This is a genomic window from Acidovorax sp. GW821-FHT11A03 (genome assembly GCF_058809075.1).
In genome coordinates this window covers 236,977-260,758 of record NZ_JBXASG010000006.1, presented here as the reverse complement: position 1 = coordinate 260,758, position 23,782 = coordinate 236,977, and the positions used below count along the sequence as shown (strand labels likewise).

23 protein-coding genes and 1 tRNA gene are annotated in these 23,782 nt (G+C 62.9%); 13 read left to right on the top strand and 11 right to left on the bottom strand.

Translation table 11 applies throughout. The annotated features are described in order from the left end of the window. Positions 1 to 124: 124 nt before the first annotated feature. The 3 genes from AC1RVY_RS16945 (at position 125) to AC1RVY_RS16935 (ending at position 2,806) form a co-directional block, all read left to right on the top strand. Positions 125 to 724, top strand: a complete 600-nt coding sequence (locus tag AC1RVY_RS16945; RefSeq protein WP_218340144.1) for a hypothetical protein — start codon at positions 125 to 127, stop codon at positions 722 to 724. A gap of 199 nt (positions 725 to 923) precedes the next feature. Beyond that, positions 924 to 1,445 (top strand): GNAT family N-acetyltransferase, encoded by a 522-nt coding sequence (locus AC1RVY_RS16940; RefSeq protein WP_055393295.1) that lies wholly within the window; start codon positions 924 to 926, stop codon positions 1,443 to 1,445. Positions 1,446 to 1,630: 185 nt separating this feature from the next. Continuing rightward, a complete protein-coding gene (locus tag AC1RVY_RS16935; RefSeq protein WP_492807506.1) occupies positions 1,631 to 2,806 on the top strand; it encodes a methyltransferase in 1,176 nt (391 codons plus the stop codon). A gap of 36 nt (positions 2,807 to 2,842) precedes the next feature. On the opposite strand, the gene AC1RVY_RS16930 is transcribed toward AC1RVY_RS16935, so the two are convergent. Beyond that, the gene (locus AC1RVY_RS16930; RefSeq protein WP_218295532.1) at positions 2,843 to 3,361 is read right to left on the bottom strand and encodes a hypothetical protein; all 519 of its coding nucleotides are present in this window, start codon (positions 3,359 to 3,361) and stop codon (positions 2,843 to 2,845) included. Between the two features lie 242 nt (positions 3,362 to 3,603). On the opposite strand from AC1RVY_RS16930, the gene AC1RVY_RS16925 reads away from it, so the two are divergent. Beyond that, positions 3,604 to 4,563 (top strand): tRNA dihydrouridine synthase, encoded by a 960-nt coding sequence (locus AC1RVY_RS16925; RefSeq protein ID WP_492807309.1) that lies wholly within the window; start codon positions 3,604 to 3,606, stop codon positions 4,561 to 4,563. A 46-nt stretch (positions 4,564 to 4,609) separates the two neighbouring features. Here the strand turns inward: AC1RVY_RS16925 and AC1RVY_RS16920 are convergent, their stop codons facing one another. The 10 genes from AC1RVY_RS16920 to AC1RVY_RS16875 all read right to left on the bottom strand — a co-directional run bounded on the left by AC1RVY_RS16920 (position 4,610) and on the right by AC1RVY_RS16875 (position 16,859). Beyond that, positions 4,610 to 6,526, bottom strand: coding sequence for a phospholipase D family protein (locus tag AC1RVY_RS16920; protein ID WP_492807307.1), 1,917 nt, complete (start codon positions 6,524 to 6,526; stop codon positions 4,610 to 4,612). A 118-nt stretch (positions 6,527 to 6,644) separates the two neighbouring features. Beyond that, positions 6,645 to 7,847, bottom strand: coding sequence for an ammonium transporter (locus tag AC1RVY_RS16915; protein WP_492807306.1), 1,203 nt, complete (start codon positions 7,845 to 7,847; stop codon positions 6,645 to 6,647). 154 nt (positions 7,848 to 8,001) lie between these two features. Continuing rightward, positions 8,002 to 9,108, bottom strand: coding sequence for a bifunctional diaminohydroxyphosphoribosylaminopyrimidine deaminase/5-amino-6-(5-phosphoribosylamino)uracil reductase RibD (gene ribD / locus AC1RVY_RS16910; RefSeq protein WP_492807304.1), 1,107 nt, complete (start codon positions 9,106 to 9,108; stop codon positions 8,002 to 8,004). Positions 9,109 to 9,133: 25 nt separating this feature from the next. Then, positions 9,134 to 9,571, bottom strand: a complete 438-nt coding sequence (locus AC1RVY_RS16905) for a type IV pilin protein (RefSeq protein WP_492807302.1) — start codon at positions 9,569 to 9,571, stop codon at positions 9,134 to 9,136. A 27-nt stretch (positions 9,572 to 9,598) separates the two neighbouring features. Continuing rightward, positions 9,599 to 13,342, bottom strand: a complete 3,744-nt coding sequence (locus tag AC1RVY_RS16900; RefSeq protein WP_492807301.1) for a pilus assembly protein — start codon at positions 13,340 to 13,342, stop codon at positions 9,599 to 9,601. Between the two features lie 82 nt (positions 13,343 to 13,424). Continuing rightward, complete coding sequence (locus tag AC1RVY_RS16895; protein WP_492807299.1) at positions 13,425 to 14,261, bottom strand: pilus assembly PilX family protein; 837 nt, start codon at positions 14,259 to 14,261, stop codon at positions 13,425 to 13,427. Between the two features lie 24 nt (positions 14,262 to 14,285). Beyond that, positions 14,286 to 15,203: a PilW family protein gene (locus AC1RVY_RS16890; protein ID WP_492807297.1), complete on the bottom strand. Its 918-nt coding sequence runs from the start codon at positions 15,201 to 15,203 to the stop codon at positions 14,286 to 14,288. A gap of 13 nt (positions 15,204 to 15,216) precedes the next feature. Next, positions 15,217 to 15,861 carry a type IV pilus modification protein PilV gene (gene pilV, locus AC1RVY_RS16885; RefSeq protein WP_492807296.1) on the bottom strand — a complete coding sequence of 215 codons (645 nt, stop codon included), beginning with the start codon at positions 15,859 to 15,861 and terminating at the stop codon, positions 15,217 to 15,219. A 5-nt stretch (positions 15,862 to 15,866) separates the two neighbouring features. Beyond that, positions 15,867 to 16,466, bottom strand: a complete 600-nt coding sequence (locus tag AC1RVY_RS16880) for a GspH/FimT family pseudopilin (protein ID WP_492807295.1) — start codon at positions 16,464 to 16,466, stop codon at positions 15,867 to 15,869. 108 nt (positions 16,467 to 16,574) lie between these two features. Then, the gene (locus tag AC1RVY_RS16875) at positions 16,575 to 16,859 is read right to left on the bottom strand and encodes a hypothetical protein (RefSeq protein ID WP_492807293.1); all 285 of its coding nucleotides are present in this window, start codon (positions 16,857 to 16,859) and stop codon (positions 16,575 to 16,577) included. A gap of 173 nt (positions 16,860 to 17,032) precedes the next feature. Between AC1RVY_RS16875 and rpsO the strand changes: the two genes are divergently transcribed. The 9 genes from rpsO to AC1RVY_RS16830 all read left to right on the top strand — a co-directional run bounded on the left by rpsO (position 17,033) and on the right by AC1RVY_RS16830 (position 23,765). Further along, on the top strand, positions 17,033 to 17,299 hold the full coding sequence (rpsO, locus tag AC1RVY_RS16870) for a 30S ribosomal protein S15 (RefSeq protein ID WP_005793232.1): 267 nt from the start codon (positions 17,033 to 17,035) through the stop codon (positions 17,297 to 17,299). A 207-nt stretch (positions 17,300 to 17,506) separates the two neighbouring features. After that, positions 17,507 to 19,753 carry a polyribonucleotide nucleotidyltransferase gene (gene pnp, locus AC1RVY_RS16865; protein ID WP_218295520.1) on the top strand — a complete coding sequence of 749 codons (2,247 nt, stop codon included), beginning with the start codon at positions 17,507 to 17,509 and terminating at the stop codon, positions 19,751 to 19,753. Positions 19,754 to 19,857: 104 nt separating this feature from the next. Beyond that, positions 19,858 to 20,844 (top strand): NAD(P)H-quinone oxidoreductase, encoded by a 987-nt coding sequence (locus AC1RVY_RS16860; RefSeq protein WP_492807290.1) that lies wholly within the window; start codon positions 19,858 to 19,860, stop codon positions 20,842 to 20,844. Between the two features lie 2 nt (positions 20,845 to 20,846). Beyond that, positions 20,847 to 21,596, top strand: a complete 750-nt coding sequence (gene tpiA / locus AC1RVY_RS16855) for a triose-phosphate isomerase (protein ID WP_492807289.1) — start codon at positions 20,847 to 20,849, stop codon at positions 21,594 to 21,596. A 39-nt stretch (positions 21,597 to 21,635) separates the two neighbouring features. Continuing rightward, positions 21,636 to 22,010, top strand: a complete 375-nt coding sequence (gene secG, locus AC1RVY_RS16850; RefSeq protein ID WP_218295517.1) for a preprotein translocase subunit SecG — start codon at positions 21,636 to 21,638, stop codon at positions 22,008 to 22,010. Between the two features lie 114 nt (positions 22,011 to 22,124). Continuing rightward, positions 22,125 to 22,209 (top strand) — tRNA-Leu (locus tag AC1RVY_RS16845). A 73-nt stretch (positions 22,210 to 22,282) separates the two neighbouring features. After that, complete coding sequence (locus AC1RVY_RS16840) at positions 22,283 to 22,642, top strand: NADH-quinone oxidoreductase subunit A (RefSeq protein ID WP_055393226.1); 360 nt, start codon at positions 22,283 to 22,285, stop codon at positions 22,640 to 22,642. Positions 22,643 to 22,666: 24 nt separating this feature from the next. Continuing rightward, entirely contained in the window at positions 22,667 to 23,146 is a 480-nt protein-coding gene (locus tag AC1RVY_RS16835) for a NuoB/complex I 20 kDa subunit family protein (RefSeq protein ID WP_007849129.1), read from the top strand. Positions 23,147 to 23,156: 10 nt separating this feature from the next. Then, positions 23,157 to 23,765, top strand: coding sequence for an NADH-quinone oxidoreductase subunit C (locus AC1RVY_RS16830; RefSeq protein ID WP_492807286.1), 609 nt, complete (start codon positions 23,157 to 23,159; stop codon positions 23,763 to 23,765). Positions 23,766 to 23,782: the final 17 nt, after the last annotated feature.

Here is a 23,782-nt window from a genome sequence, read left to right as displayed (position 1 = left end):
CCATTTGTGCGATGGACGCCCGGTTATGCACTTTCTAGACTTTCCGTCAAGCATTGAAAAGCACCTGGAGTGCGCACCAATGCGCAAACCTCGTCTTCATCCTTCGTTTTTCAAAGGTGCTCCCATGACAGCCAATGCCTTCCTCGATGGTTCAGCTTCCCCCGATGCGTCCCACCGCCGCGATGAGCGACGACCGGCCGCCGCAGGGGGAGGGCATGGCACGGCCTCCTCGGGCCTGGGGGGCAATACGGTGGCGCGGATCGTGGAGGAAAACTGCCCCGGCATGCTGGCATCGGCCGGGGTGGTGATCGAGCACCTGGACGCCCAGGCCGGGACCTGGCAGTTTTCGACGGACGACGGGTGCACATGGCGCGCCATCCGCACCGACCTCGTCAACCGCCCCGGCAACCTGGGCCTGGCGCTGGACCGGGATGCGCGGCTGCGCGTGCTGCCCTTTGGCGGCCACCGCGTGAGTGGGGCGCGCGTGGCATTTCACACCGTGCAGCGCAGCCATGCGCAGGGCAATGGCAGCTACCGGGCCTATGCCAGCGACGAACGCGAGGACGGGTCGCGCACGGTCACGCTGGTGCTGGGCCTTGCGGCCATTAACGGCACGCCCCCGGCGGTGCATGTGCCGCGCCCCCGCAACAAGCGTGCGCTGGTCCAGCGTGCCGCCGCCGCCGCGGCCGGTGCCTCGCTCTCGGGTTCCATGGCGCTGGCCTGACGCGCGCAGGGCCGCCCGCGCCAGCGTGCTGCGGTGCAGCATCAGCGGTGTGCCAGCCCTGGCTGGACGCGGTGGACGCAGGGGGTGGATAGGGCGTGAATGGGGGGCCGGGCAGGGGGCCGTACAAGGGTAAAAACCGTTTGCGGCGACAATGCCGGTCCTTTCGTTTTTTCATTCCCCGTTTTCGTTCGGTTTTTCCATGTCCAGTATCCAGGTTCGTCCCGCCACGCTTCGCGATGCCAAAGCCATTGCCCAGATCCATACCGTCTCAGCCCAAGAGGTCTACAAAGGGCTGGTGCCAGACGAGCAGTTGAAATCCATGTCGGTCGAAAAGCGCCAGGCCTACTGGCGCGAGGCCATCGAATATTGCGAGCCCCAGGTCCAGGTGGCCGTGGACGGCGAGAAGATCGTCGGCTTCGTGGGCTACGACCGCTCGCGCGATGAAAAATCCCGCCCCACCACCGGTGAAATCTGGGCCATCTACGCCGCCCCCACCCACTGGAACCAGGGCGTGGGCCTGGCCTTGTGGGATGCCGCCCGCGACGGCCTGCAGGAAGAAGGCTGCACCAACGTCACGGCGTGGGTGCCCCTGCGCAACGAGCGCGCCATCCGGTTCCACGAGCTGGCGGGCTTCAAGCGCGAACTCTCCACCGCCAAGACGGCCGTGGTGGGGGGCGTCAAGATCGAAGAAGTGCGCCTGAAGCGCCCCATCAACGCGTAGGATGAACAACCACCCCCTGAGCGACTTCGTCGCGTCCTCCTTCTCTCGCGCTTTGCGCGGGAAGGGGGATGCCGCTAGCGCGGCGGGGCGGCCCTTGCACGGCGGCCTTGGCAGGGGCCGCGCCAGTTTCACGGGCTGCTGTTAACGCCCGAAGCAATAGCAATCTGATGCCCACACTTCTTCCTATGATCGAATGGAGCCGCCAGGGCCAGATTCAACAAGTCCAGTGGCGCTCCGAGAGCGGTGCCCCGGCCCCGCGCCGGGTCGTCACCGCCGACGATACCTTGGCCGCAGACACGGCCTACCGCATGGCCTGTGAAGGCACCGGCCTGTTGTGGCAGGGCGACTTTCAGAACGCCCGCATGCTGCTGCAGGCGCTGATGCGCCGGGCCGATGCCAGGTCCGGCAAGGGGGGCAAGTCGGCCAGACCCCGCAAGTGCGCCGCCAGGGCGGCCGACAAAGCCGCTGCCGCCACCCCGGCCGAGGCCTTTCACCTGCACCGCCAGGCGCAGGCGCAGCGCGCGCGGGTGCTGGCGTCGGTGCTCATCCCGCTCGAAGGCGACTACGGCATCGACCTGCGCCGTGCGCCCGACTGGCGCCAGGCGTGCACCGAGGCCTGGGGCCCGGCCACGGGCGAGCGTTCGGTGGCCACGCTGCGCGAGTTGCTGGGCCTGGTGGGCGCGCACGAGTGGCGCAAAAAAGGCGTGGAAGTGCCCGCCTTGGGTGCGCCCCCGCTCAACCGCATCCACCCGCACTACGGCGTGTTCTCGCCCGTGCGCGGCGAATATGTGGGCCTGGTCGCCGACACGGCGCTGCCCACCAAGACACTGGCCTTTGACATTGGCGTGGGCACCGGGGTGCTGTCTGCCGTGCTGGCACGCCGTGGCGTGCAGCGCGTGGTGGCCACCGACCAGGACCCGCGCGCCCTGGCCTGCGCGCGCGAGAACCTGCAGCGCCTGGGTGTGCTTGCCCAGGTGGAACTGCTGCAGGCCGACCTGTTCCCCCCGGGGCGCGCGCCGCTGGTGGTGTGCAACCCGCCCTGGGTGCCGGCCCGCGCCAGCTCGCCCATCGAACACGCGGTGTACGACGAAGGCAGCCGCATGCTCAAGGGCTTCCTGGCGGGCCTGCGGGAGCACCTGGAGCCAGGCGGCGAAGGCTGGCTGATCCTGTCGGACCTGGCCGAGCACCTGGGCTTGCGCTCGCGTGAGCAGCTGCTGCAATGGATTGCCGATGCGGGGCTGGTGGTGCGGGGCCGGCACGATGTGAAGCCGGGCCATGCCAAGGCGGCAGATGCGGGCGATGCGCTGCATGCGGCCCGCGCGGCCGAGGTCACGTCGCTGTGGCGCCTGGCCGCCGCCTGACGGACGGCCCGTCTCCACTCCATTGCCTCGGGGCGTCTAGGACTGCGCGTGCCGGGGCAGCAGCTGCTCGAACCTTTCGCGCAGGCTCGCGGCCCGTTCGGCGCCGGCGGCAAGCGCCACTTCCTCGAACATGGCCTCGCCCACGTCCAGCATGCTCGTGCGGTCCTTGGCGGCGCGCAGCGCCTGGCGGAACTGCTCTGCCAGCGTGGGGTCGCGGCGCGCGAACAGCCGCTCGCAGGTGTCGAAAAGGTACATGCGCGCACCGGCGAGCGAGCGCAGGGATTCGCCAGGCTCCGGGCGCTGGACCGATGGCCCGCCCGGTGGCGCGGTGCTGGGCGAGGGCGCGGCGGAGGGCAGCCCGGCCGCGGGGCCGGCCAGATAGCCCTGGCGCATGAGGTTGTCGACGATCTGCGCGCCGATGCCGTTGTACATGGCCTGCAGGTCCGACAGCGATTTGCCGTCAACCAGCAGCAGCAGAGAGCGCTCGCGCAGGCTCAGGGTGCGGACGCCGGGCAAGAGTTCCAGGCGGGCTTTTTCGGTTTTTTGTAGCAGCATGGGAGCCTCCATTCACGGGTGGATGGCGGCGATTGCATCAGTCCGCCGTGACGCGGTGATGACCTCGCTGCCGCACAATGGCGGGCTGCTCCCCGGCGTGCAGGACCCTGGGGGGTGGATGCTATATATTTAATAGCTGCTAGCGCTTGTACATCAAGCATTGCGGCCCTTTTTGACTCATATCCTGGCTGTGTGCCGGCCGCGCCCCGTGCGGGGCGCAGGGCGCGGCGGCCTTTCTCGCGATGACCTTGCTGCTTGCCCCCATGGAGGGGCTTCTGGATTTTGTGCTGCGTGATGTGTTGACCCGCGTGGGCGGGGTGGACCGCTGTGTCTCCGAGTTCATCCGCATCACCGGCACCCTGCTGCCCGACAAGGTGTTCCTGCGCTATGTGCCCGAGCTGCGCAACGGCAGCCGCACGCTCGCGGGTGTGCCGGTGCGTGCGCAGTTGCTGGGCTCCGATCCGGTCAGCATGGCCGAGAACGCGGCCCGCCTGGCGGACCTGGGGCCCGAGGGGATCGACCTGAACTTTGGATGCCCTGCCAAGGTCGTCAACCGCCATGGTGGCGGCGCCGCGCTGCTGCAGGAGCCCGAACGCATCGCCGCCGTAGTGGCCGCCGTGCGCCGCGCGGTGCCTTCGCACCTGCCGGTGTCCGCCAAGATGCGGCTGGGCTTCAACGACACCGGGCTGATGCGCGAATGCGCCCAGGCGATGCAGGCGGGCGGCGCCGCCGAGCTGGTGGTGCATGCGCGCACCAAGGCCGATGGCTACCGGCCCCCGGCGTACTGGGAGCACATTCCCGCCATCCGCGCGGCAGTGCAGATACCGGTGGTGGCCAATGGCGAGATCTGGACGGTGGCCGATGCGCTGCGCTGCCGCGAGGTGTCGGGCTGCGCCACGCTCATGCTCGGGCGCGGCATGGTGGCAGACCCGGGGCTGGCCCGCGCCATCCGCGCGGCCGATGCGGGCCGGCCTGGGTCGGACACGGTGGCCTGGAGCGACCTGCTGGCGCACGTCGCGGCCTTCTGGCAACTGGTGTGCGAGGACCTGGAGCCCCGCCAGCGCGCGGGGCGCCTCAAGCAGTGGCTCAATCTGCTGCGCAGGCGCTTTCCGGAAGCCGAGGCCGCCTACCAGCACGTGCGCACGATGACGGACCAGCGGGCGATCACCGCCTGGGTGGAGGCGCTGCGGGCCGGGGATTAGCCGCGCATCGCGGCGCGGTGCCGCAAAGAGGCGCCTGGACAGGTGCCTAGAGCAGGTGGTCGGGCGCCAGCGGGCCCAGGAGCTGCAGCATCAACCGCAGCGGGGCGCTGGCGTCGGGTTCGGACGTCGCGTCCGCCAGGCCGCTGCCCTCGGGCGCGCGCCATACAAGGCGGTCGTCGTTCAGCTGCACATGCCAGGCGACCTCGCGCAATGCGGCCTCGATCTGCGCGGTGGCGCGGCGCGACAGGTCGCCGCTGCGGATCAGCAGCGCGATTTCCGTGTTCTGGCGCTGCGACCGGATGTCCAGGTTCATCGAGCCCACGGCCAGCAGGCGGCCATCCAGGATCAGAAGCTTGGAATGCAGCATGGCCCGCGAGCTGCCCACGGCACCAGAAGCGCCAGCCTTGCCGCCCCCGCCGGTGCTGCCCGTGGAGCCCAGGGCGCCCCGCAGCACGCCCGTGAGTTCGCTGCGCATCTCATACAGCTCGACGCCCATGGCCAGCAGGTCGGGGCGGTGGCGCGCATAGCCTGCGTGGGCAATGGGCGCATCGTTGGAGGCGAGCGAGTTGGTGAGCACCCGCACCCGAACGCCGCGCGCGCGCGCCGCCGCGAAGGCCTGTTTCATGTCCGGGCCGGGCACGAAGTAGGGCGAGATGATGAGCAGATCCTGCCGTGCCTGGCCCATCAGCTGCAGCAGGCCGTCCACCACGGTGTCGGTCTGGGCATCAAGGGCTTCGGCGCCGGGCACCCCGGGCGCGGCGGAGGCGGTGGAGGGTGGGTTGGGGCCGGGGAGGGGGCCGCTGGCGGTGTCCGTGGCACGTGCAGGCACTGGCGCCGATGCCACGGCGCCAGCCGTCGCCGCACGCGGCCCGCGCGAGGTGATCGCCATGGGGGATGCCCTGGCGGGGGCTTTTTCCGGCAGCGCACCCGTGGACGTGCCGTCTGGGGGGATCTTGGCGGGCTTGTCCACCAGCACCACCGCGGGGGCCCAGGTGAACTGCGCTTGCGCCAGGTCCATGGGCTGGTAGTCCCAGATGCGGGCGCGTTGCGCGGTGGTGGTCTGGCTGCCGTCTTGCACCGGCTGGCTGTCGGGCGCCAGGGTGCCGCCCTGGCCGGCGATCCGGTCCCGCCGCGCCGCGTCGGAAGTGCGCGTGCGCTCGCGCAGGGTGTCAAGCTCCTGCTGCGTGACGAGCGACTGCACGGGATAGGCGCGCTCGTTGTTCCAGTAGCTGTCGAAACTGCGGGAGAGGTCCTGCACCACGGGCCCGGCCGCCAGCACGTCCAGATCCACGAAGTTGCCGGAATCGGCGTTGCCGAAGTACGCGTCGCCCAGGTTGCGGCCACCCGTCACGCCCATGGCGTTGTCGGCGATGAAGAGCTTGTTGTGCATGCGCTGCTGCACGCGGGAGAAGTCCCCCAGCGCGCCCAGCATGCGCCCCAGGGGCGAGCCGCGCGCACCCGTGAGCGGGTTGAACATGCGCATCTCGATGTTGGGCACGAAGGCCAGCCGCATGACCTGCGCATCACGCCCCGTGCTGTGGAAGTCGTCCAGCAGCACACGCACACGCACGCCGCGCTGGGCCGCCGCGATCACGCCCAGCAGCAGGCGCTCGGTACTGGCGTCAGCGTGGATGGCGTAGTACTGCAGGTCCAGCGTCTTCTGTGCGGCGTCGACCAGGGCGAGGCGGCTGCTGTAGGCCGCCTGGGGCCCGCTGAGCAGCAGGAACCCGGAAGGATGGCGGCCGCCCACCGACGCGCGGCGCGTTTCCACCAGTTGGCCCAGGGCCGTGTCCGCAGGCGACGCCAATGCGCTCGACACCGGCCGGTCCACATCCTTGGGCAGGCCGGCGCAGCCGGTGATGGCGCTTGCAATGCACATGGCCAGGACGGCCAGCCAGCCATAGCGGGCGGTGGTGCCCAGGAACGGCGCTGGAGCGGCGGGAGCAGGGGGCAGTGCAGGCATGGCGCGATTGTGACCGTGCGGCGCCGCTCGCGCTTGTCAGACGCGGCGCCAACGCAGCCACGGTGGCGACCGGGTGGATGCGGGCGCATCGCAGTGCGGTGCCCTGGCGCCGCGGCGGCTACCAGCTCACTTCGCGATCGGGTGTGGCGCTGATCTTGTGGATCGACAGGTCCGCACCGTCGAACTCCTCTTCCTGCGAGAGCCGCAGGCCGACCGTGCTTTTGAGAATGCCATACACCACGAAGCCGCCCGCCAGTGCCCAGGCCACGCCCAGGGCGGTGCCGACAAGCTGGGCGGAAAAGCTCACCCCGCCGAGCCCGCCCAGCGCCTTGCTGCCAAAAATGCCCGCCGCCAGCCCGCCCCAGGTGCCGCACAGGCCGTGCAGCGGCCAGACACCCAGCACGTCGTCGATCTTCCACCGGTTCTGCGTGAGCGTGAACATCAGCACAAAAATGGCGCCAGCCACCGCACCCACCACGAGCGCACCCAGCGGGTGCATCAGGTCGGAGCCCGCGCACACCGCCACCAGCCCCGCCAGCGGGCCGTTGTGGACGAAGCCGGGGTCATTCTTGCCCAGCACCAGGGCGGCCAGCGTGCCGCCGACCATGGCCATCAGGGAGTTCACTGCCACCAGGCCGGAAAGCTTGTCCACGGTCTGCGCGCTCATCACATTGAAGCCGAACCAGCCCACGACGAGCACCCATGCGCCCAGCGCCAGAAACGGAATGTTGGAAGGCGGGTGCGCGGAGATGGCGCCATCCTTGCGATACCGGTTGGCGCGGGAGCCCAGCAGGATCACGGCAGGCAGGGCGATCCACCCTCCCATCGCGTGCACCACGATGGAGCCGGCGAAATCATGGAACTCCTCGCCGGCGAACCCTTTGATCCAGGCCTGCACGCCAAAATGCTGGTTCCAGGCAATGCCCTCGAAGAATGGATACACAAAGCCGACGATGACCGCCGTGGCCATGAGCTGCGGCCAGAACTTGGCGCGTTCCGCGATCCCCCCCGACACGATGGCCGGAATGGCCGCTGCAAAGGTGAGCAGGAAGAAGAACTTCACCAGTGCATAGCCGCTTTGCTGCACCAGCGACTCGGCCCCCACGAAAAAGTGCGTGCCGTAGGCCAGGCTGTACCCCACGGCAAAGTACACGACCGTGGACACAGAAAAATCCACCAGGATCTTCACCAGCGCATTCACCTGGTTCTTCTTGCGGACCGTGCCCAGCTCCAGGAAGGCAAAACCGGCGTGCATGGCCAGCACCATGATGGCCCCCAGAAGAATGAACAGGGCATCCGTGCCCTGTTTGAGTGCTTCCATAACGTCCTCTTGCAGTAAATTGATCCGTTCTGGTGCGGTTTGAATGGGTGCACCAGATTTGCACCAAATTGAAGCAAGAAGCGCGCCAGAGGTTGGTGCGTGGCTTTTGCACTGCCTTGGGGCGGTGCGGCCGAAGGCGATCGCGAGGGCCGGATTAAAAACTATCCCGACCCTGGACCCGTGCCAGGACGCGAAGGTCCGGTCCGATCATCTCTGCGGATGTGAACTGCAGCGCAAGCCCGTCCGCCAGCGCATGGAGCGGGTCCAGGTTCGCCATGCTCAGCCCGGGGCCCAGCAGGCGAGGGGCCAAGTACACAAGCAGTTCATCGACGAGGCCTTCTCGGACGAGGGATCCATTGAGCTTGTGGCCTGCTTCCACATGCAGCTCATTGATTCCCCGCTGGCCAAGGTCTTTCAGCATCGCTGCCAGATCCACTTTGCCGCTGGCATTGGGCAGATGGATCACCGTGGCACCACGAGCTTCCAAGGCGGCTTTCTTTTCCTTGCTTGTGTTGGCTGTGTAGACAAGGCAATCACGTCCGCCCATCAGCAGGTTGGCATGCGGGGGCAGCTGCAATTGACTATCCACCAAGACCACATGGGGCTGGCGGGGTGTAGGTACTTCCCGGACGTCCAGGCGTGGGTTGTCGTCCAGCACGGTACCAATGCCGGTCAGAATGGCACAGGCCCTTGCCCGCCAGGCATGCCCATCCGCGCGTGCCGTGCGCGAGGTGATCCACTGGCTGGCGCCGTTATGAAGCGCCGTGGTGCCGTCCAGGGACGCTGCCGTCTTGAGCCGCACCCATGGCGTGCCCCGAACCATGCGGCTGAAAAAACCGATGTTGAGTTCGCGTGATTCTTCTGCCCCTGGGCCCACGACAACCTCGATACCCGCCGCCCGCAATCGCTCGAATCCGTGGCCTGCGACCAGAGGGTTGGGGTCGGTGATGGATGCCACCACTTTTGCAATCCCGGCTTCGATCAATGCATTGCAGCATGGACCGGTGCGGCCATGGTGAGAGCATGGCTCCAGGGTGACATAGGCGGTGGCACCGCGCACGTCGCGGCCAGCTGCTGCGGCATCGCGCAGCGCCATGATTTCTGCATGGGGGCCACCAGCACGCTGAGTGAATCCTCGGCCCAGCACCTCACCGTCGGGAGCGGTGATGACGCAACCAACGCGAGGATTGGGGCTGGAAAGAAAAAGCGCCTGGGCGGCTAGCCCAAGCGCTTGAGTCATAGAGGACGCGGTGTTGTTCATTGCCCCCCGGATAGTAGCTTAGCAACTACTTGTCCCAGCAAGTGGCGTCAAAGCCCGCGTCAGTTTGAATTTTGCCATTTGCTCCGCGTACACCCGTATGGGTCAGCGTGTAGTTTCCGCATTTGTCCCCAAGTTGGGCGCCTCTAGGTGTGGCGGTCAACGTGAATGAGGATGTTGTCGCGGGACCACCAATGGACAAAGTATACCGCTTGTTTGGGTCGAGGGTTCCATCTGTGAGACGCCATTGAAGAGAATTTGGAAGAGTTGTCGGGTACACGCCGTTGGCCGTGGAGGCTCGTTCCAACCATTGTTGCGCTTGCAAGAGGCCCGCACGGGCATCAGCCCGGTGGCCCCGCCGGATATATTCCGTGTAGCTGGGGAAAGCGATGGCCGAGAGGATGCCGACGACAGCCACCACAATCATTAGTTCAATCAGCGTAAAGCCCCGATGTTGCCTTTTCATAAGACAGTGTGCTCCTGCTAAAGCTGGTTATTGCATTTGGCGCCAACTGGGGCGCATGGACTGCTCTGGGAGGAGGGCGTTGTCCAAATTGTCGTCCGTCCCATCTGGTTTCTTCCCAGTGACTCGCATTTTTTCCCCACGCTTGATCATGGTCTGAGCTCCTGCAGTGACTGACACTCGCGATGCGCCTTGGTCGGCGGCCAAATTGTATTTACCATTGCCATCCGTATCCATGATTTGCACGCTGGGCTTCTTGCCATCCATGATGTTGATAAGGGTCATGTATTGGCGTTCCTTGTCTACCGTGCCTGCTTCGCATGTTTCAACCGCAGGGTCTAGTCTGGAGCCCTTGGCCGGCACCTGCGAGAAGACGGTCAGCAGGTTGCTGCCGTCATAGAATTCGATAGGCTTGAGCAGGCGTTCGCGGGTCTGGGGCAGGTCCATGTACCAACCGCTGCTGGTTCCCCAATTCAGTACGGTGGCATCGGTAATGGTCCAGAACTCATGACCATCGCGGGTGTTCACGGACGCAGTGGGAATTGTGCGTTGGACCAGATTCGACTGGGTAACCGGTGCTGGCAGGTCCGCACTCGACTTCACCAGCTTGTTGCAAGGTGCGTCGGTAGAGGATGCGCAAACTTCCACACGGTCCTTCTTGGTGCCTACCAGCTTGTAGCGTGTGTTATCGAGCACCGAGTACAAGGTCTGCTTGTTCGCGTTGACGGGGGTGTTGGGGTCGTTCGGGTTGCTCGCGTTGTACGTTGCCAAGTTGCTTCCTGTACCAAAGGCCACCATCAGTCCACCCACCGATACAGTTTCTTTTTTGCCGCCACCGATATCGATTTCCTTCTTTCGGTCATTGGCACGCACTGTGGGCACAATGGTTATCGGTTGTGCCAACGTGCGCGAATCAGGGGAGCCTTCCGTGCCCCCTTTGGCGGTAAACAGTGGCACTCCGCTGGTCGTATGGTTGGTGGTGGTCGCGGCAGAACTACCCCATCGCGCCACACCCCAGGCGGTATCGTCATTGCTGGTGAGCAGGAACTTCCACATGTTGCCCTTGAGATCACCCGCATACACCACATCGGGGCGGCCATCGCCGTTGATGTCTACGAGGCGCGGTGCGGAGAGGCCATTGTCGGTGGTATCGAGGTGGGCATTCGTGGCGGTGGTACCCGTAGCCACTAAACGCAACAGTTCCTTGCTGCCATCCAAGTACTGGACCAGCAGCACGGGCCGGCCGCTTTTGCTGTTGTAGCCGTTACCCATCACCGCCGCCCAGCGGTTGTTGTTCAAGCGCACGATTTGCGTCGTACGCTGCGGGTTTGCCTCGTCCATCACCGGCTTGGTAAAGATGTGTCCCATGTCGGCAAGAGTCAGGCATGCCTCTTTCTTGGTGACAGGGGTGATGACGGTGTTCTCGCAATCCTCCACGCTGGTGGTGGCCTCGGTGGCATGACGCGTCTTGTCCATCACTACCAGTTGCTGGGCATTGCCTTCGGTAAAGTTGCCAGCGTCATCACCCGCGATATTGCCCGGGTTGGTCACGTCCAGCACAAAGAACCCCTTCCCACCAGCGCCTAGCGATCCGACCAGTAGCGTGTGCCAGTTGGGGGCGTAAGTGGGATCCGTGGTGTCACCGGTGCCCATGTCCACATCACCGGTCATGGGAGAGCCATCTACATAGTAGCGATGATTCTGGTTGAAAGCGGGGTCAGCGAGGCGGCCCACGGCAGGTATCACCCCACGGGGCACGTAGGCCACCTTCTCTGAGCCATTCTCGGCCGAAAAACCGTGCAACATGCCATCGTTTCCACCCACGTAGATCATGGGCAAGCGATCCTTCTGCGCGCGCGTAAAAGCGGTATAGCCTTTCCAAGCATAGTTGCTGACGGGTGCGCCCACATACCAGACCTCGGAGTTGACGATATCCCCTTGGCGAGATTTGCGTTGACGGAAGGGGTTGGTGGATGGGTAATTGGCCGGGCTTTCCGTTCCCTCCTTGGTGCGATCACCGCGCACATAATTCAGGCGGTCCTGTCCTAGGGCATCAGTGGTGCCATCACTCTTCATATTGAGAAATGCTTTTTGCGCGGTGCTAAGGTTAGTTTCATCGCTAGCCCATTTGAATGGCACCCCCCCTTTTTCCTGACCCGTCGTAGCGTCAATTTGTTTGCTGCTCCAACTCAAGATAAGGCGACTGCCGACACTGAAACCTGTGGCATCCAGCAGGTCGGCCGTTGTTTTGCCTGCCCACCCCACCGCGGGCACTGTGGTGCCGTCCTTTTTCACGGTTTCCGCTTCAACCCAACCTCTCCAAGCCTCTTTGGGCATGTAGTTCGCCACGTATTTACCCACGTCGTTACGGGATGCATTGCTACCGCTAGTGGCGGTGGAACCCCGGTCAGGTTCGTTCTGGGTATTGATCTGCTGGATGATCATGCGGAAGGCTTTTTCCAAATCTTCGCCTTGTTCTACGGCGAAGAAGCGACCGCGGCCATTGAGAGCAGCGTGCCATAGGTCTAGCGAACGGCGGTCTTCGTTGCTCATGGCAGGCCAAGTCTTGTCTCCCTTGACCAGATTTGGAAAGTCGCCGTCATAACCAAACGGCACCATCTCCGTGGGGCGTGTGATGTTGTACTTGGCGTCGGAAAAATCGGTCTTCCATTCATAGGCCATCTTGCTGAAGCCAATGGTGTAGGTCACCATATGAGGCCAAGTCGCAGGGTTGTATTTTGGATTCCAGTACTTTGGCAGAGCCACGCCCCCGATGGTCTCAGTTGCCGGTGCCTGGTCATACTCCGGCTCTGGCAATATCGTGCCGGTCAAGTCAGCGGGAAGCTGGAGTCTTTGTGACCAACTTTTAAAGGCCCAATCAGCCAAGGTGTTGTCCGTGCCATCGCGGTACATTTTTGTGAAATTTGTGGTGCCGGTAGTGGTACTGGAACCATACTTAGTACTATCTGGCAAGTCCACTGTTCCAGGGGTATCTATGTTGCCGCCTGCCGCATAAGTATTGACGTAATTGTTCCATCTGCCATCAGTCATCACAATGTGGTAGTTTCGACGGCAACCAAGATACTCTGCGGTAGTACTGCTATCGCCTGGTTTGGTGGCCCAAGGACCGTTCGCGCTTAGCGTGCGCCGCATGTAGTCATCGGCCTGCTTAAACATACGATGAGTTGGCGTTCCATTGCCAGGCTTCAATTTGTCAATGAAATTCTTGAAGTTCTGGCGATGGGTAACTGTTGCGTCGTCTTTGAGCACGCGCATCGAGTTTTCACCCATCGTAGCGCTGTCTACGCTAGTAGCTCCCGCAAGGCCACGAAGAGTATTGCTGTCATCCCTTTGACGGGGGCCGACACCGGGTGAGCCCCCGTTGTTCCACATGACTTGCCAAGCGAGGCGGATTTTTCCATCAGGCAGCAAGGTTGTATCGTTGAACACATTCTTCAGTGCGTACTTCAACACGTTGATGCGGCGGCTGGTCGTAGGCCAAGTCTTCTTGTTTGGGTCCGTGGGGGTCGGAGTTGCTAGTGGAGCAGTTTCTCCGGTTGCCCCGTTTTCGCTTTCCATGTCCAGACGGAAGTCCATGCTGCCTGAGTCATCGACAGAAATAATCACATTGGGTGCAACGTAGGGCGTGACTGTGCCTGGTGGAGATTGTGCAAAATCAAGCGCCCACCCACCATGCGGTGCAAGTGCCGCACTAGCCGCGATGGCGAGCAGCGTCTTTTTGAAATTGGGGTGAGGTTGCGTTGGACGGGGCATTATGTGCTCCAAGTCGAATTGGGTTGAAATCTACTGCAGGGCTTAAGTGCTGAGCGCTGAATGCTCTTGATTTGATAGTAATTCAGTCCACGAGTTTTTGACGAGCATAGGTTTGCTGCAGCACCACGCGGGTAACGGGCACATCTACACCGCCCTCGTTTCTGAGTTTGCGTCCGTGCGCTACTGCAGTAATTCGGTACACAACGCTGGGTTGCAGGTTGAGAGCCAAGTTGTTGAGGCCATCAGCAATCAGGCGTGATTTGTCGGCATCACTGTCGTAGGGCAGCACTTCAATCCAATACCAGCCACCTTCATTGTTCCTGGTGGTATCCGCGCCTTTGTTGCCTATTTGCAGGATGGGGTTGCTAGCGCTGCCAACGTTGGCACCGGAGTATTGGCCGTAGCGTGCACCTATACGGTTGGCATTGGTACTAACCATCATTTGTTCCAGCGACACGTCTTCGCCAGGGGTAGTGAGGTCGGGGGTGCTACCGGTGTTGTTCCAAAAATCCTGTCTACCAGGGCGCTTGAGGCAGAGGGCATCAATACAGCGCGGGCCTGAGGTGATTCCTTCCAGTTTTGCCAAAAGGGCTGCGGTCTCCTTGGCTTCCAACGGAATTTGTGCTTGGGTAGAATTGCCATTGCGGCACGCCGTGGCGGTGGGTATGCGGCAGTCGCTGCCATCGGCCTTTTCACCGCGAATGTCCAACTCTGCGTCGAGTAACAAGGCCTGGGCGGCTTCAAACGCGCGCTGATAGTCGGCATCGTTGCCTACCACCATTTCGTTGAATATCGACGTGCGCGAGGCCCATAACGCCAACAGCATGGAGAGCATGACAAAGACGATGACGATGAACAGCGAGATGCCACGCTGGTGTCGCTGAGATTGTCGAAAAGAGGGGGGGGGCATGCGTTGCATGAACGTGGTTGTGTGGTGTGTGGATCAGCCTGACAGCCCTTGGCTGCGCAGTTGGTATACGTTACGGAACACTGTGTGCATGCGCCGGTTGCGGGGGGCGGCGAGGGAGGTCATGTTGACGGCAGTCGTACCGTCGCAGTCGGTGTAGGTGCTGTTCGTGGGTAGGTCGAGGGATTCGCTGCCATAGAGCACTAGGCACACCTCCACGCCAAAGACCTGAGGCCAGCCTGTAGCGCCCACGGTGGTGGCATCGACGTAGCGCATCTGCGGGTTGCCTGTTCCCGCACTGCTTTGCATGAGATAGCGGACCTGAAAGTTGGCGACATTGCGTACAAGGGGTTGCGAATTGCCTGTGCCGGCGCAGTGCAGTTCGTTGTTCTTCAATACAAAGCGGCTTTGTATCAACGCGTCGGTGCCGTTTTCTGCCAAGCAATTGCGCTGCAGGGATTCGCTCGGCTTGAGAGGGTCCTTGGGGTGGTAAACAAGTTCTTTATAGTTGCGATAGCCAGTTGTGAGTTTGTATTCTGTCGCACCGGGCGAGTCCTTTCCGCTCAGGGTGTCGGTAGCAAGGGTGAATACGCTGCCATCTTCTGAGGTTGCCACGAAATCGGTTTCAAAGGCTACACGGTCTCCCACTAAGGTAGGCGTGGTGTCGCCTTCTACCTTGGCTGCCGATAATTTGAGTTTGAGGGAGCCCGCTTGACGAAGCTGCTGACCCATGACACGAAAAGCATAGGATGCTTGCTGCTGAATATCGCTTGCATCCGTGACGGTGCCTGAGATATCGCGCGAAACCATGAGGGCACCCATTGCCACAGCGACGGTGAGTAGGCCGATGACAATGCCCACCAGCAATTCGATCAAGGTGACGCCGCGCTGAACGGAATGCCTCGGGTGCACGTGTTTTGTTTTGGGCATGCTTGCAAATGATGGAGTACACATGAATGGGCCTCCGTCAGGACTTGGGGCCTGGGCAGAAATACTGGACTGCCGTATCTGCAAAGTACGGCGCGCAACGGCTGCTGACGGGGATATATTGCAAGTGACAGGTGAAGTCTGTCGGACATGTTGTCGCAGCGGTACCGTCGCCACCAAGGGCTGTGGATGTGGTGCTCAGGCTGTCCTTGTATGCACTGCTGGCGTCGCGCTCGTTTTCGCGCCAACTGATCAAAACGCCCAACTGGCGACGGCTACCGGCGGTGTTGTCTCCTGGGGCAAAAAAGATGCTGGCATTGCCCAAAGGCAAGGCGCGCTCTACAGCACGTTTCCATTCGCGCACGTCGTAGGCTGCGAACTCGGCATGGGTGCAGGCGCCGGTATCGCAGAGCTTGGATGCTTGGGCGGTAGGGGCCGCGCCCGAACGCCAGCCCACCGCATAATTGTTGATATTGCCCAGGGCATTGGGATTGACTTTGAGGCGCTCGCCTAAGTCCTCTATCAGCCTGACAGCCTGTGCACGGCGCACGGTAGTCGATGTGTCGGTTAGCGTGCGCATCTGAACACCCAGTATTCCCAGAATGCCCAGTGCGGCAACAACAATGGCCACCAGGGACTCGATCAGGGTGATGCCGTGTTGGCGGTGGATGAATGGGGATTGCATGTCGTTCAGCCGGAAGTGCAAGGGAGATCTGTGATGACCCTGATGCGTCCGCCCGAACTCATGCACAGGCCTCGTGCAGCAGAGTCCGAAAGCGTTTTATGCAATGGAACCAAGCTGAATCCAATGAAGGGTCCGGTGACCCGGCCCCACCGGTCGAATTGAATGCTGGCGCCCCCGCTGGTGCGAGAGACTGTCACATTGGGGGGCATGGTGAAGCTCTGTAGGATTTCTTCGCCTGGGTCCTGGATGCCATCGCTGTCGGTGTCGGTGAAGACGACCCAGCCACAGTCCCATTCGTCGTTGTTCGCAGCCAAGATGCAGCCGTTGGTCCCCGTGGGCTCCTTGCGTATGGAAACTTTGCCCCCGCGCTTGATAGCTTCAGAGCGCGCGTAATACAGCGAGGATTGCAAACCCTCTACCGCTTGTCGGACGCGCCAACGTTCGACCAACGGCGTGAAACTGGGCGCCGCCAGAGCGATGAGAATGGACAGAATGGCAACCACCACCATCAACTCGATGACGGTGAATCCCCGGAGGGCGAGCGGTGGTTGTCGACAGCCTTGGTGCGCACTGAGCGTGCTGAATTGATATTGCGGTGCCTGCATATGGGCCGATGCTAGGCGTGTCTCATGGATGCCAGGAGCCAAGTCTGACGAGTGGCTGGCAGGCAGAGATGAACGGTGCTGCTGGTGCGCACCGAGCGCTCCTTCTCCCTATTTCGTATACCCCCGGCAAGCCCCCGCGTTGTGCATGCCTTTGCATTCCCGGTACATCCGGCGATCACGCTGGGCGGGTGTCTCTTCGGAGCTGCTGCGCTGATAGGTGACTTTGCTAACGCTTTTCTTCTTGGAAGAGGTGTTGGCGGTGGTGGCGGTGTCACTGGCAGAGCGCTTGGCCAGTGCGTAGCCAGGGCTTGTGATCAGGACCAAAGCGACGCCTGTGGCCAGCAAGGCATGGCGGACTGTGGTGTGTGAAAGGAAGGCGTCAAGTTGCGTCATGAGGGGGCTTTCAGGTGTGGGGTGGGAACCTGGGCGGGGCAAGAATTCCACATGGGGGTTATAATCGACAAGTTTTGCATGGTGCAAGACGCACGCCTGCGGCCGTTCCAGCTGCTGGCGCAAGTAAAAATCACGGTCCGGCAATCCGTTGCGGGCCACATTCAAGGAAAACTATGATCGCATCCTCCATCAAGGCCGAAGTCGTCAAGGCCAATGCCCGTGCTGCCAACGACACTGGCAGTCCAGAAGTGCAAGTGGCCCTGTTGACGGCCCGCATCAACGAACTGACCCCTCACTTCAAGACGCACGCCAAGGACCACCACGGTCGCCGCGGCCTGCTGCGCATGGTGAGCCGCCGCCGCAAGCTGCTGGACTACCTGAAGGCCAAGGACGCTGACCGTTACACCGCGCTGATCGCCAAGCTGGGTCTGCGCAAGTAATCTTCATTGCATGCGAAAACGCCTGGGTTAGTCCGCTAGCTCAGGCGTTTTTTACTTCGGAGCCGCAAAACAGAGCGAAGCTGTGTCATTCCAATGGGGTTGCCGCCGCAGTGCAGCAGGCAGGTCCACTGGAATGGCATCGTGTTCTGAATTGCTCTCCGCCGCAGTCTGGTAGAGCGCTACCAGCTATTAAAAAAGGAGCTGAACATGAGCATTTTTAACAAAGTCACCAAGACCTTCCAATGGGGCGACAAGACCGTCGTCATGGAAACCGGCGAAATCGCACGCCAAGCCTCTGGCGCCGTGTTGGTGAACATTGATGACACCGTGGTGCTGGCCACCGTGGTGGCATCCAAGGGCGCCAAGCCCGGCCAGGACTTCTTCCCCCTGACGGTGGATTACATCGAGAAGACCTACGCCGCCGGCAAGATCCCCGGCAGCTTCTTCAAGCGCGAAGCGAAGCCCAGCGAGCACGAAACGCTGACCAGCCGCCTGATCGACCGCCCGATCCGCCCGCTGTTCCCCGAAGGTTTCTTCAACGAAGTGCATGTGGTGATCCACACGGTGTCGCTGAATCCCGAAGTGGATGCTGACATCGCTGCCCTCATCGCCACCAGTGCGGCGCTGGCCATCTCCGGTATCCCGTTCAACGGCCCCATCGGCGCCGCACGCGTGGGCTACATCAATGGCGAATACGTGCTCAACCCCGGCCAGACGGCGCGCAAGAGCTCGCAGATGGATCTGGTCGTGGCCGGCACCGAAGCCGCCGTGCTGATGGTCGAATCCGAAGCCCAGCAACTGTCCGAAGAAATCATGCTCGGCGCCGTGGTGTTTGGCCATGAGCAAGGCAATGTGGCCATCAACGCCATTCATGAACTGGTGCGCGATGCTGGCAAGCCCGTGTGGCAGTGGGAAGCGCCCGCCAAGGACGAAGCCCTGATCGCCAAGGTGGTTGCGCTGGCCGACGACAAGCTGCGCGCCGCCTACCAGATCCGCAACAAGCAGGCCCGCACCCAGGCCTGCCGCGAGTCCTACGCTGCCGTGATGGCCGCGCTGAAGGCCGATGGCGTCGAGTTCGATGCCGTGAAGGTCGAAGGCATGCTGTTCGACATCGAGGCGGGCATCGTGCGCAGCCAGATCCTGGCCGGCGAGCCCCGTATCGATGGCCGTGATACACGCACCGTGCGCCCCATCGAAATCCGCAGCAGCGTGCTGCCGCGCGCCCATGGCTCGTCGCTGTTCACGCGTGGCGAAACCCAGGCGCTGGTCGTGACCACGCTGGGTACCGAGCGCGATGCGCAGCGCATCGACGCCCTGGCTGGCGAGTACGAAGACCGTTTCATGATGCACTACAACATGCCTCCCTTCGCCACGGGCGAAGTGGGTCGCATGGGTTCGACCAAGCGCCGCGAAATCGGCCACGGCCGCCTGGCCAAGCGTGCCCTGGTGGCTGTGCTGCCCACCAAGGAAGAATTTCCCTACACCATGCGAGTGGTGTCGGAAATCACCGAATCCAATGGCTCTTCGTCCATGGCTTCGGTCTGCGGCGGCTGCCTGTCCATGATGGACGCCGGCGTGCCCATGAAGGCCCACGTGGCGGGTATCGCCATGGGCCTGATCAAGGATGCCAACCGCTTCGCCGTGCTGACCGACATCCTGGGTGATGAGGATCACCTGGGCGACATGGACTTCAAGGTGGCGGGTACCACCGGCGGCATCACCGCGCTGCAGATGGACATCAAGATCCAGGGCATCACCAAGGAGATCATGCAGGTCGCCCTGGCGCAGGCCAAGGAAGCACGCATGCACATCCTGGGCAAGATGCAGGAAGCCATGGGCGAAGCCAAGACCGAGGTGTCCACCTTCGCGCCCAAGCTCTACACCATGAAGATCAACCCCGAGAAGATCCGCGACGTGATCGGCAAGGGCGGCGCCGTGATCCGTGCGTTGACCGAGGAAACGGGCTGCCAGATCAACATCGAGGAAGACGGCACCATCACCATCGCGGCCACCGACGCTGCCAAGGCGGACGAAGCCAAGAAGCGCATCGAGCAGATCACGGCCGAGGTCGAGATCGGCAAGATCTACGAAGGTCCCGTGACCAAGATCCTGGACTTCGGCGCGCTGATCAACCTGCTGCCCGGCAAGGATGGCCTGCTGCACATCAGCCAGATCGCCCATGAGCGTGTCGAGAAGGTGTCCGACTACCTGACCGAAGGCCAGATCGTGAAGGTCAAGGTCATGGAGACCGATGAGAAGGGCCGCATCAAACTGTCGATGAAGGTGCTGGCCGACCGCCCGGCGGGTGGCAGCGATCGTCCTGCTCCCGCGGAGCGCGGTGACCGTGAGCCTCGCCGTGACCAGGGGCGCGACGGCGGCCGCCAGCCGGCGGAGCAGCAACAACAACAGCAATCCCTGCCTTCGGACAACGGTTCCGGGCAGATCGTGGGCTGAGTTGGTGATTTGCTATTGATTTTGTAGCTGCTGGCGCTTGTGAAAAGGGCGCTGGCAATCAAAATCACTCAAACAAACCAACCAACTGTCCAAGGAATCGCAACATGCGTGCTGTCGAGATCACATCCTTTGGTGGGCCGGAGGTGTTGCAGCTGGGGGAACGCCCCATGCCGGAGCCGGGCGCCGGCGAGTTGCTGATCCGTGTTGCCGCCAGCGGCATCAACCGTCCTGACGTGCTGCAGCGACTGGGGCACTATGCTCCGCCGCCCGGCACCTCGGACCTGCCGGGCCTGGAGGTCGCGGGCGTGGTGGAGTCGGGTGATCCTGCGGCCATGGCGCAGGCGGGCATTGGCGTGGGCGACCGCGTCTGTGCCTTGGTGGCGGGCGGGGGGTATGCGCAGTGGTGCGTGGCACCTGTCGCGCAGTGCCTGCCCGTGCCCGAGGGCTTGAGCGACGTCGAGGCGGCATCGTTGCCGGAAACGTTCTTTACCGTGTGGAGCAACGTCTTCGACCGGGGGCGTCTGCAGGCGGGCGAAAGCCTGCTGGTCCAGGGGGGCACCAGCGGCATTGGCGTGACTGCCATACAGCTGGCGCGGGCGTTCGGAGCGACCGTCATTGCCACGGCGGGCAGCGACGACAAGTGCGCGGCCTGTCTGCAGTTGGGGGCCCACCATGCCATCAACTACAAGACGCAGGACTTCGTGGCGGAAGCAAAGCGCATCACGCAGGCCAAGGGCGTGGACGTGGTGCTGGACATGGTCGCTGGCGACTATGTGGCGCGCGAGGTGGAGTGCGTGGCCGAAGACGGGCGCATCGTCATCATCGCGGTGCAGGGTGGTGTCAAGAGTGACTTCAATGCGGGCCTGGTGCTGCGGCGCCGGCTCACCATCACGGGCTCCACCCTGCGCCCGCGTCCCGTGGCATTCAAGGGTGCCATCGCCCGCGCGTTGCGCGAGCATGTGTGGCCCTTGCTGGCGCAGGGGAGGGTGCGTCCCGTCATCCACAGCACGTTTGCCGCGGCGGATGCCGCCAAGGCCCATGCCCTGATGGAGTCGAACCAGCACATCGGCAAGATTGTTTTGACGTGGTGACCATGAACAGCAAGAAAAAACTCATCGCAGGCAACTGGAAGATGAACGGCAGCCTGGCTGCCAACGATGCCCTGTTGAAAGGCATCATTGCCGGCCTTGAGGGCGCGGCCTGCGACGTCGCTGTCGCCGTGCCTGCTCTGTATCTGGCGCAGGCGCAGTCCGTCGCGTTCGGATCCGTGGTGGCGATTGCCGCCCAGGATGTGTCGCAGCACGATGCAGGGGCGTACACCGGTGAGGTCTCGGCTGCCATGCTGAAGGAATTTGGCGTGCGCTATGCGCTGGTGGGGCACTCGGAGCGCCGCCAGTACCATGGGGAAACCGATGTCGCCGTTGCCGAGAAGGCGCAGCGGGCACTGGCCGCGGGCATCACGCCCATTGTCTGTGTCGGCGAGACCCTGCAGGAGCGCGAGGCCGGCCAGACCGAGGCCGTGGTCAAGCGTCAGCTGGCGGCGGTGATCCATCTCAATGGCCATTGCATCAGCGAAGTGGTGGTGGCATACGAACCGGTCTGGGCGATCGGCACGGGCCGCACGGCCACGCCCGAACAGGCGCAGGCCGTGCACGCGGTGCTGCGTGCGCAGCTGTCTGCGGCCAGCGAGCACGCCGACCGCATCCGCCTGCTGTACGGTGGCAGCATGAATGCCGTCAATGCGGCGCAATTGCTTGCGCAGCCTGACATCGATGGCGGCCTCGTCGGGGGGGCATCGCTGAAGGCGCCCGATTTCCTGCAAATTATTGCGGCTGCCCGTTGAGGCGGCCCTTCCAGCTATTCAATCAGGAGTGAACAGAGAATGAACGTGATCGTGAATGTGGTTTTGGCGGTGCAGATGCTGACGGCCCTGGGGATGATTGGCCTGATCCTTGTCCAGCATGGCAAGGGTGCGGACATGGGGGCGGCATTTGGCAGCGGCAGTTCCGGAAGCCTGTTCGGCGCCAGCGGCAGTGCCAATTTTCTGTCGCGCACCACGGCAGTCCTGGCTGCGGTGTTTTTTGTCGCAACGCTGGCGTTGGCCTACTTTGGCAATGCTCGTCCCGCTAGTTCGGGCAGCGTGCTGGAAAGCCCGGCTGCTGCAGTGCCCGCGGGTGCTCCTGCGGCCTCGGCTTCGGATGCTGTTGTGGCTCCTGCGGTGCCCGCTTCAGGCGCCGCGCAGATCCCCACCAAATAATCTGCACTAAATTGGGCTTCGTAAGCCGAAGCAGGGTTTTTCCGGAGTAGAATTCTGGATTGTCTGGAAAGCCAAAACCGCAAGGTTCCTCATGCCATCCAGATGCAAAAAACAGCCGTCGTGGTGAAATTGGTAGACACGCTATCTTGAGGGGGTAGTGGCGAAAGCTGTGCGAGTTCGAGTCTCGCCGACGGCACCAAAACAAAGGCCTGCCTGCATGACCCGGCTCGGGTCCTGACGGGCAAGGCCACAGCGGTGAGCACATCCTCAAGATGAACCTCGATCAGTACCTCCCCGTCCTTTTGTTCATCTTGGTCGGCATCGCCGTCGGCGTTGTCCCCCTTGTCCTCGGCTACATACTGGGCCCCAACCGCCCGGATGCCGCGAAGAACTCCCCCTACGAATGTGGCTTTGAAGCCTTCGAGGATGCGCGCATGAAGTTTGACGTGCGCTACTACCTCGTGGCCATTCTCTTCATTCTTTTCGATCTCGAAATCGCATTTCTCTTCCCATGGGCGGTGACGCTGCATGAGGTGGGTATCGCCGGCTTCGTGGCCGTCGTGATTTTCCTGGCCATCCTGGTCGTGGGCTTTGCCTACGAGTGGAAAAAGGGTGCCCTGGATTGGGAATGAGCGGGCCTCAACAAGGATGATGCAATGATTGAAGGCGTGATGAAGGAAGGCTTCATCACCACGAGCTATGACTCCGTGGTGAATTGGGCCAAGACGGGCTCTCTGTGGCCCATGACTTTTGGCCTGGCGTGCTGTGCGGTAGAGATGATGCATGCCGCCGCCGCGCGCTATGACATCGGCCGCTTCGGTGCGGAGGTGTTTCGTGCCAGCCCCCGCCAGTCCGATCTGATGATCGTGGCCGGCACGCTGTGCAACAAGATGGCGCCCGCCCTGCGCAAGGTGTACGACCAGATGTCGGAGCCCCGCTGGGTGCTGTCGATGGGTTCGTGCGCCAACGGCGGCGGCTACTACCACTACAGCTATTCCGTGGTGCGCGGCTGCGACCGTATCGTGCCCGTGGACGTGTACGTGCCCGGCTGCCCGCCCACTGCCGAAGCGCTGATCTACGGGATCATCCAGCTGCAGCAGAAGATCCGCCGCACCAACACCATTGCTCGCGTCTGAAGGGTTGATGATGACTGCTGTTGCCATTCGGCCCGAAAACCTCAAAGACAACATTGCCGCGGCGTTGGGCGCGAAAGTGCGCCAGATCACGGTGGCCGTGGATGAGGTCACGGTGGTCGTTGCCGCCGCCGACTACCTCGATGCCATGCGCGTCCTGCGTGATGCGGAGGGCTGCCGTTTCGAACAGCTGATCGATCTGTGCGGCGTGGACTATTCCGCCTATGCAGACGCAGTGAACGAGGGAGCCCGCTATTGTGTCGTGTCGCACCTGCTGTCCGTGAGCCTGAACCAGCGTCTGCGCGTGAAGGTGTTCTGCGCGGATGACGATTTCCCTGTGGTGGCTTCGGTCTCCGATCTCTGGAACTCGGCCAACTGGTACGAGCGCGAGGCGTTCGACCTTTTTGGCATCGTGTTCGACGGCCACAACGACCTGCGCCGCATCCTGACCGACTACGGCTTCATCGGCCACCCCTTCCGCAAGGACTTCCCGCTGTCCGGCCACGTCGAGATGCGCTACGACGCAGAGCAGCGCCGGGTGGTCTACGAGCCGGTGTCGATCGAGCCGCGCGAGATCACGCCGCGCATCATCCGCGAAGACAAGTACGGAGGCCTGCACTAAGGCGCTCCGCGCCCCAC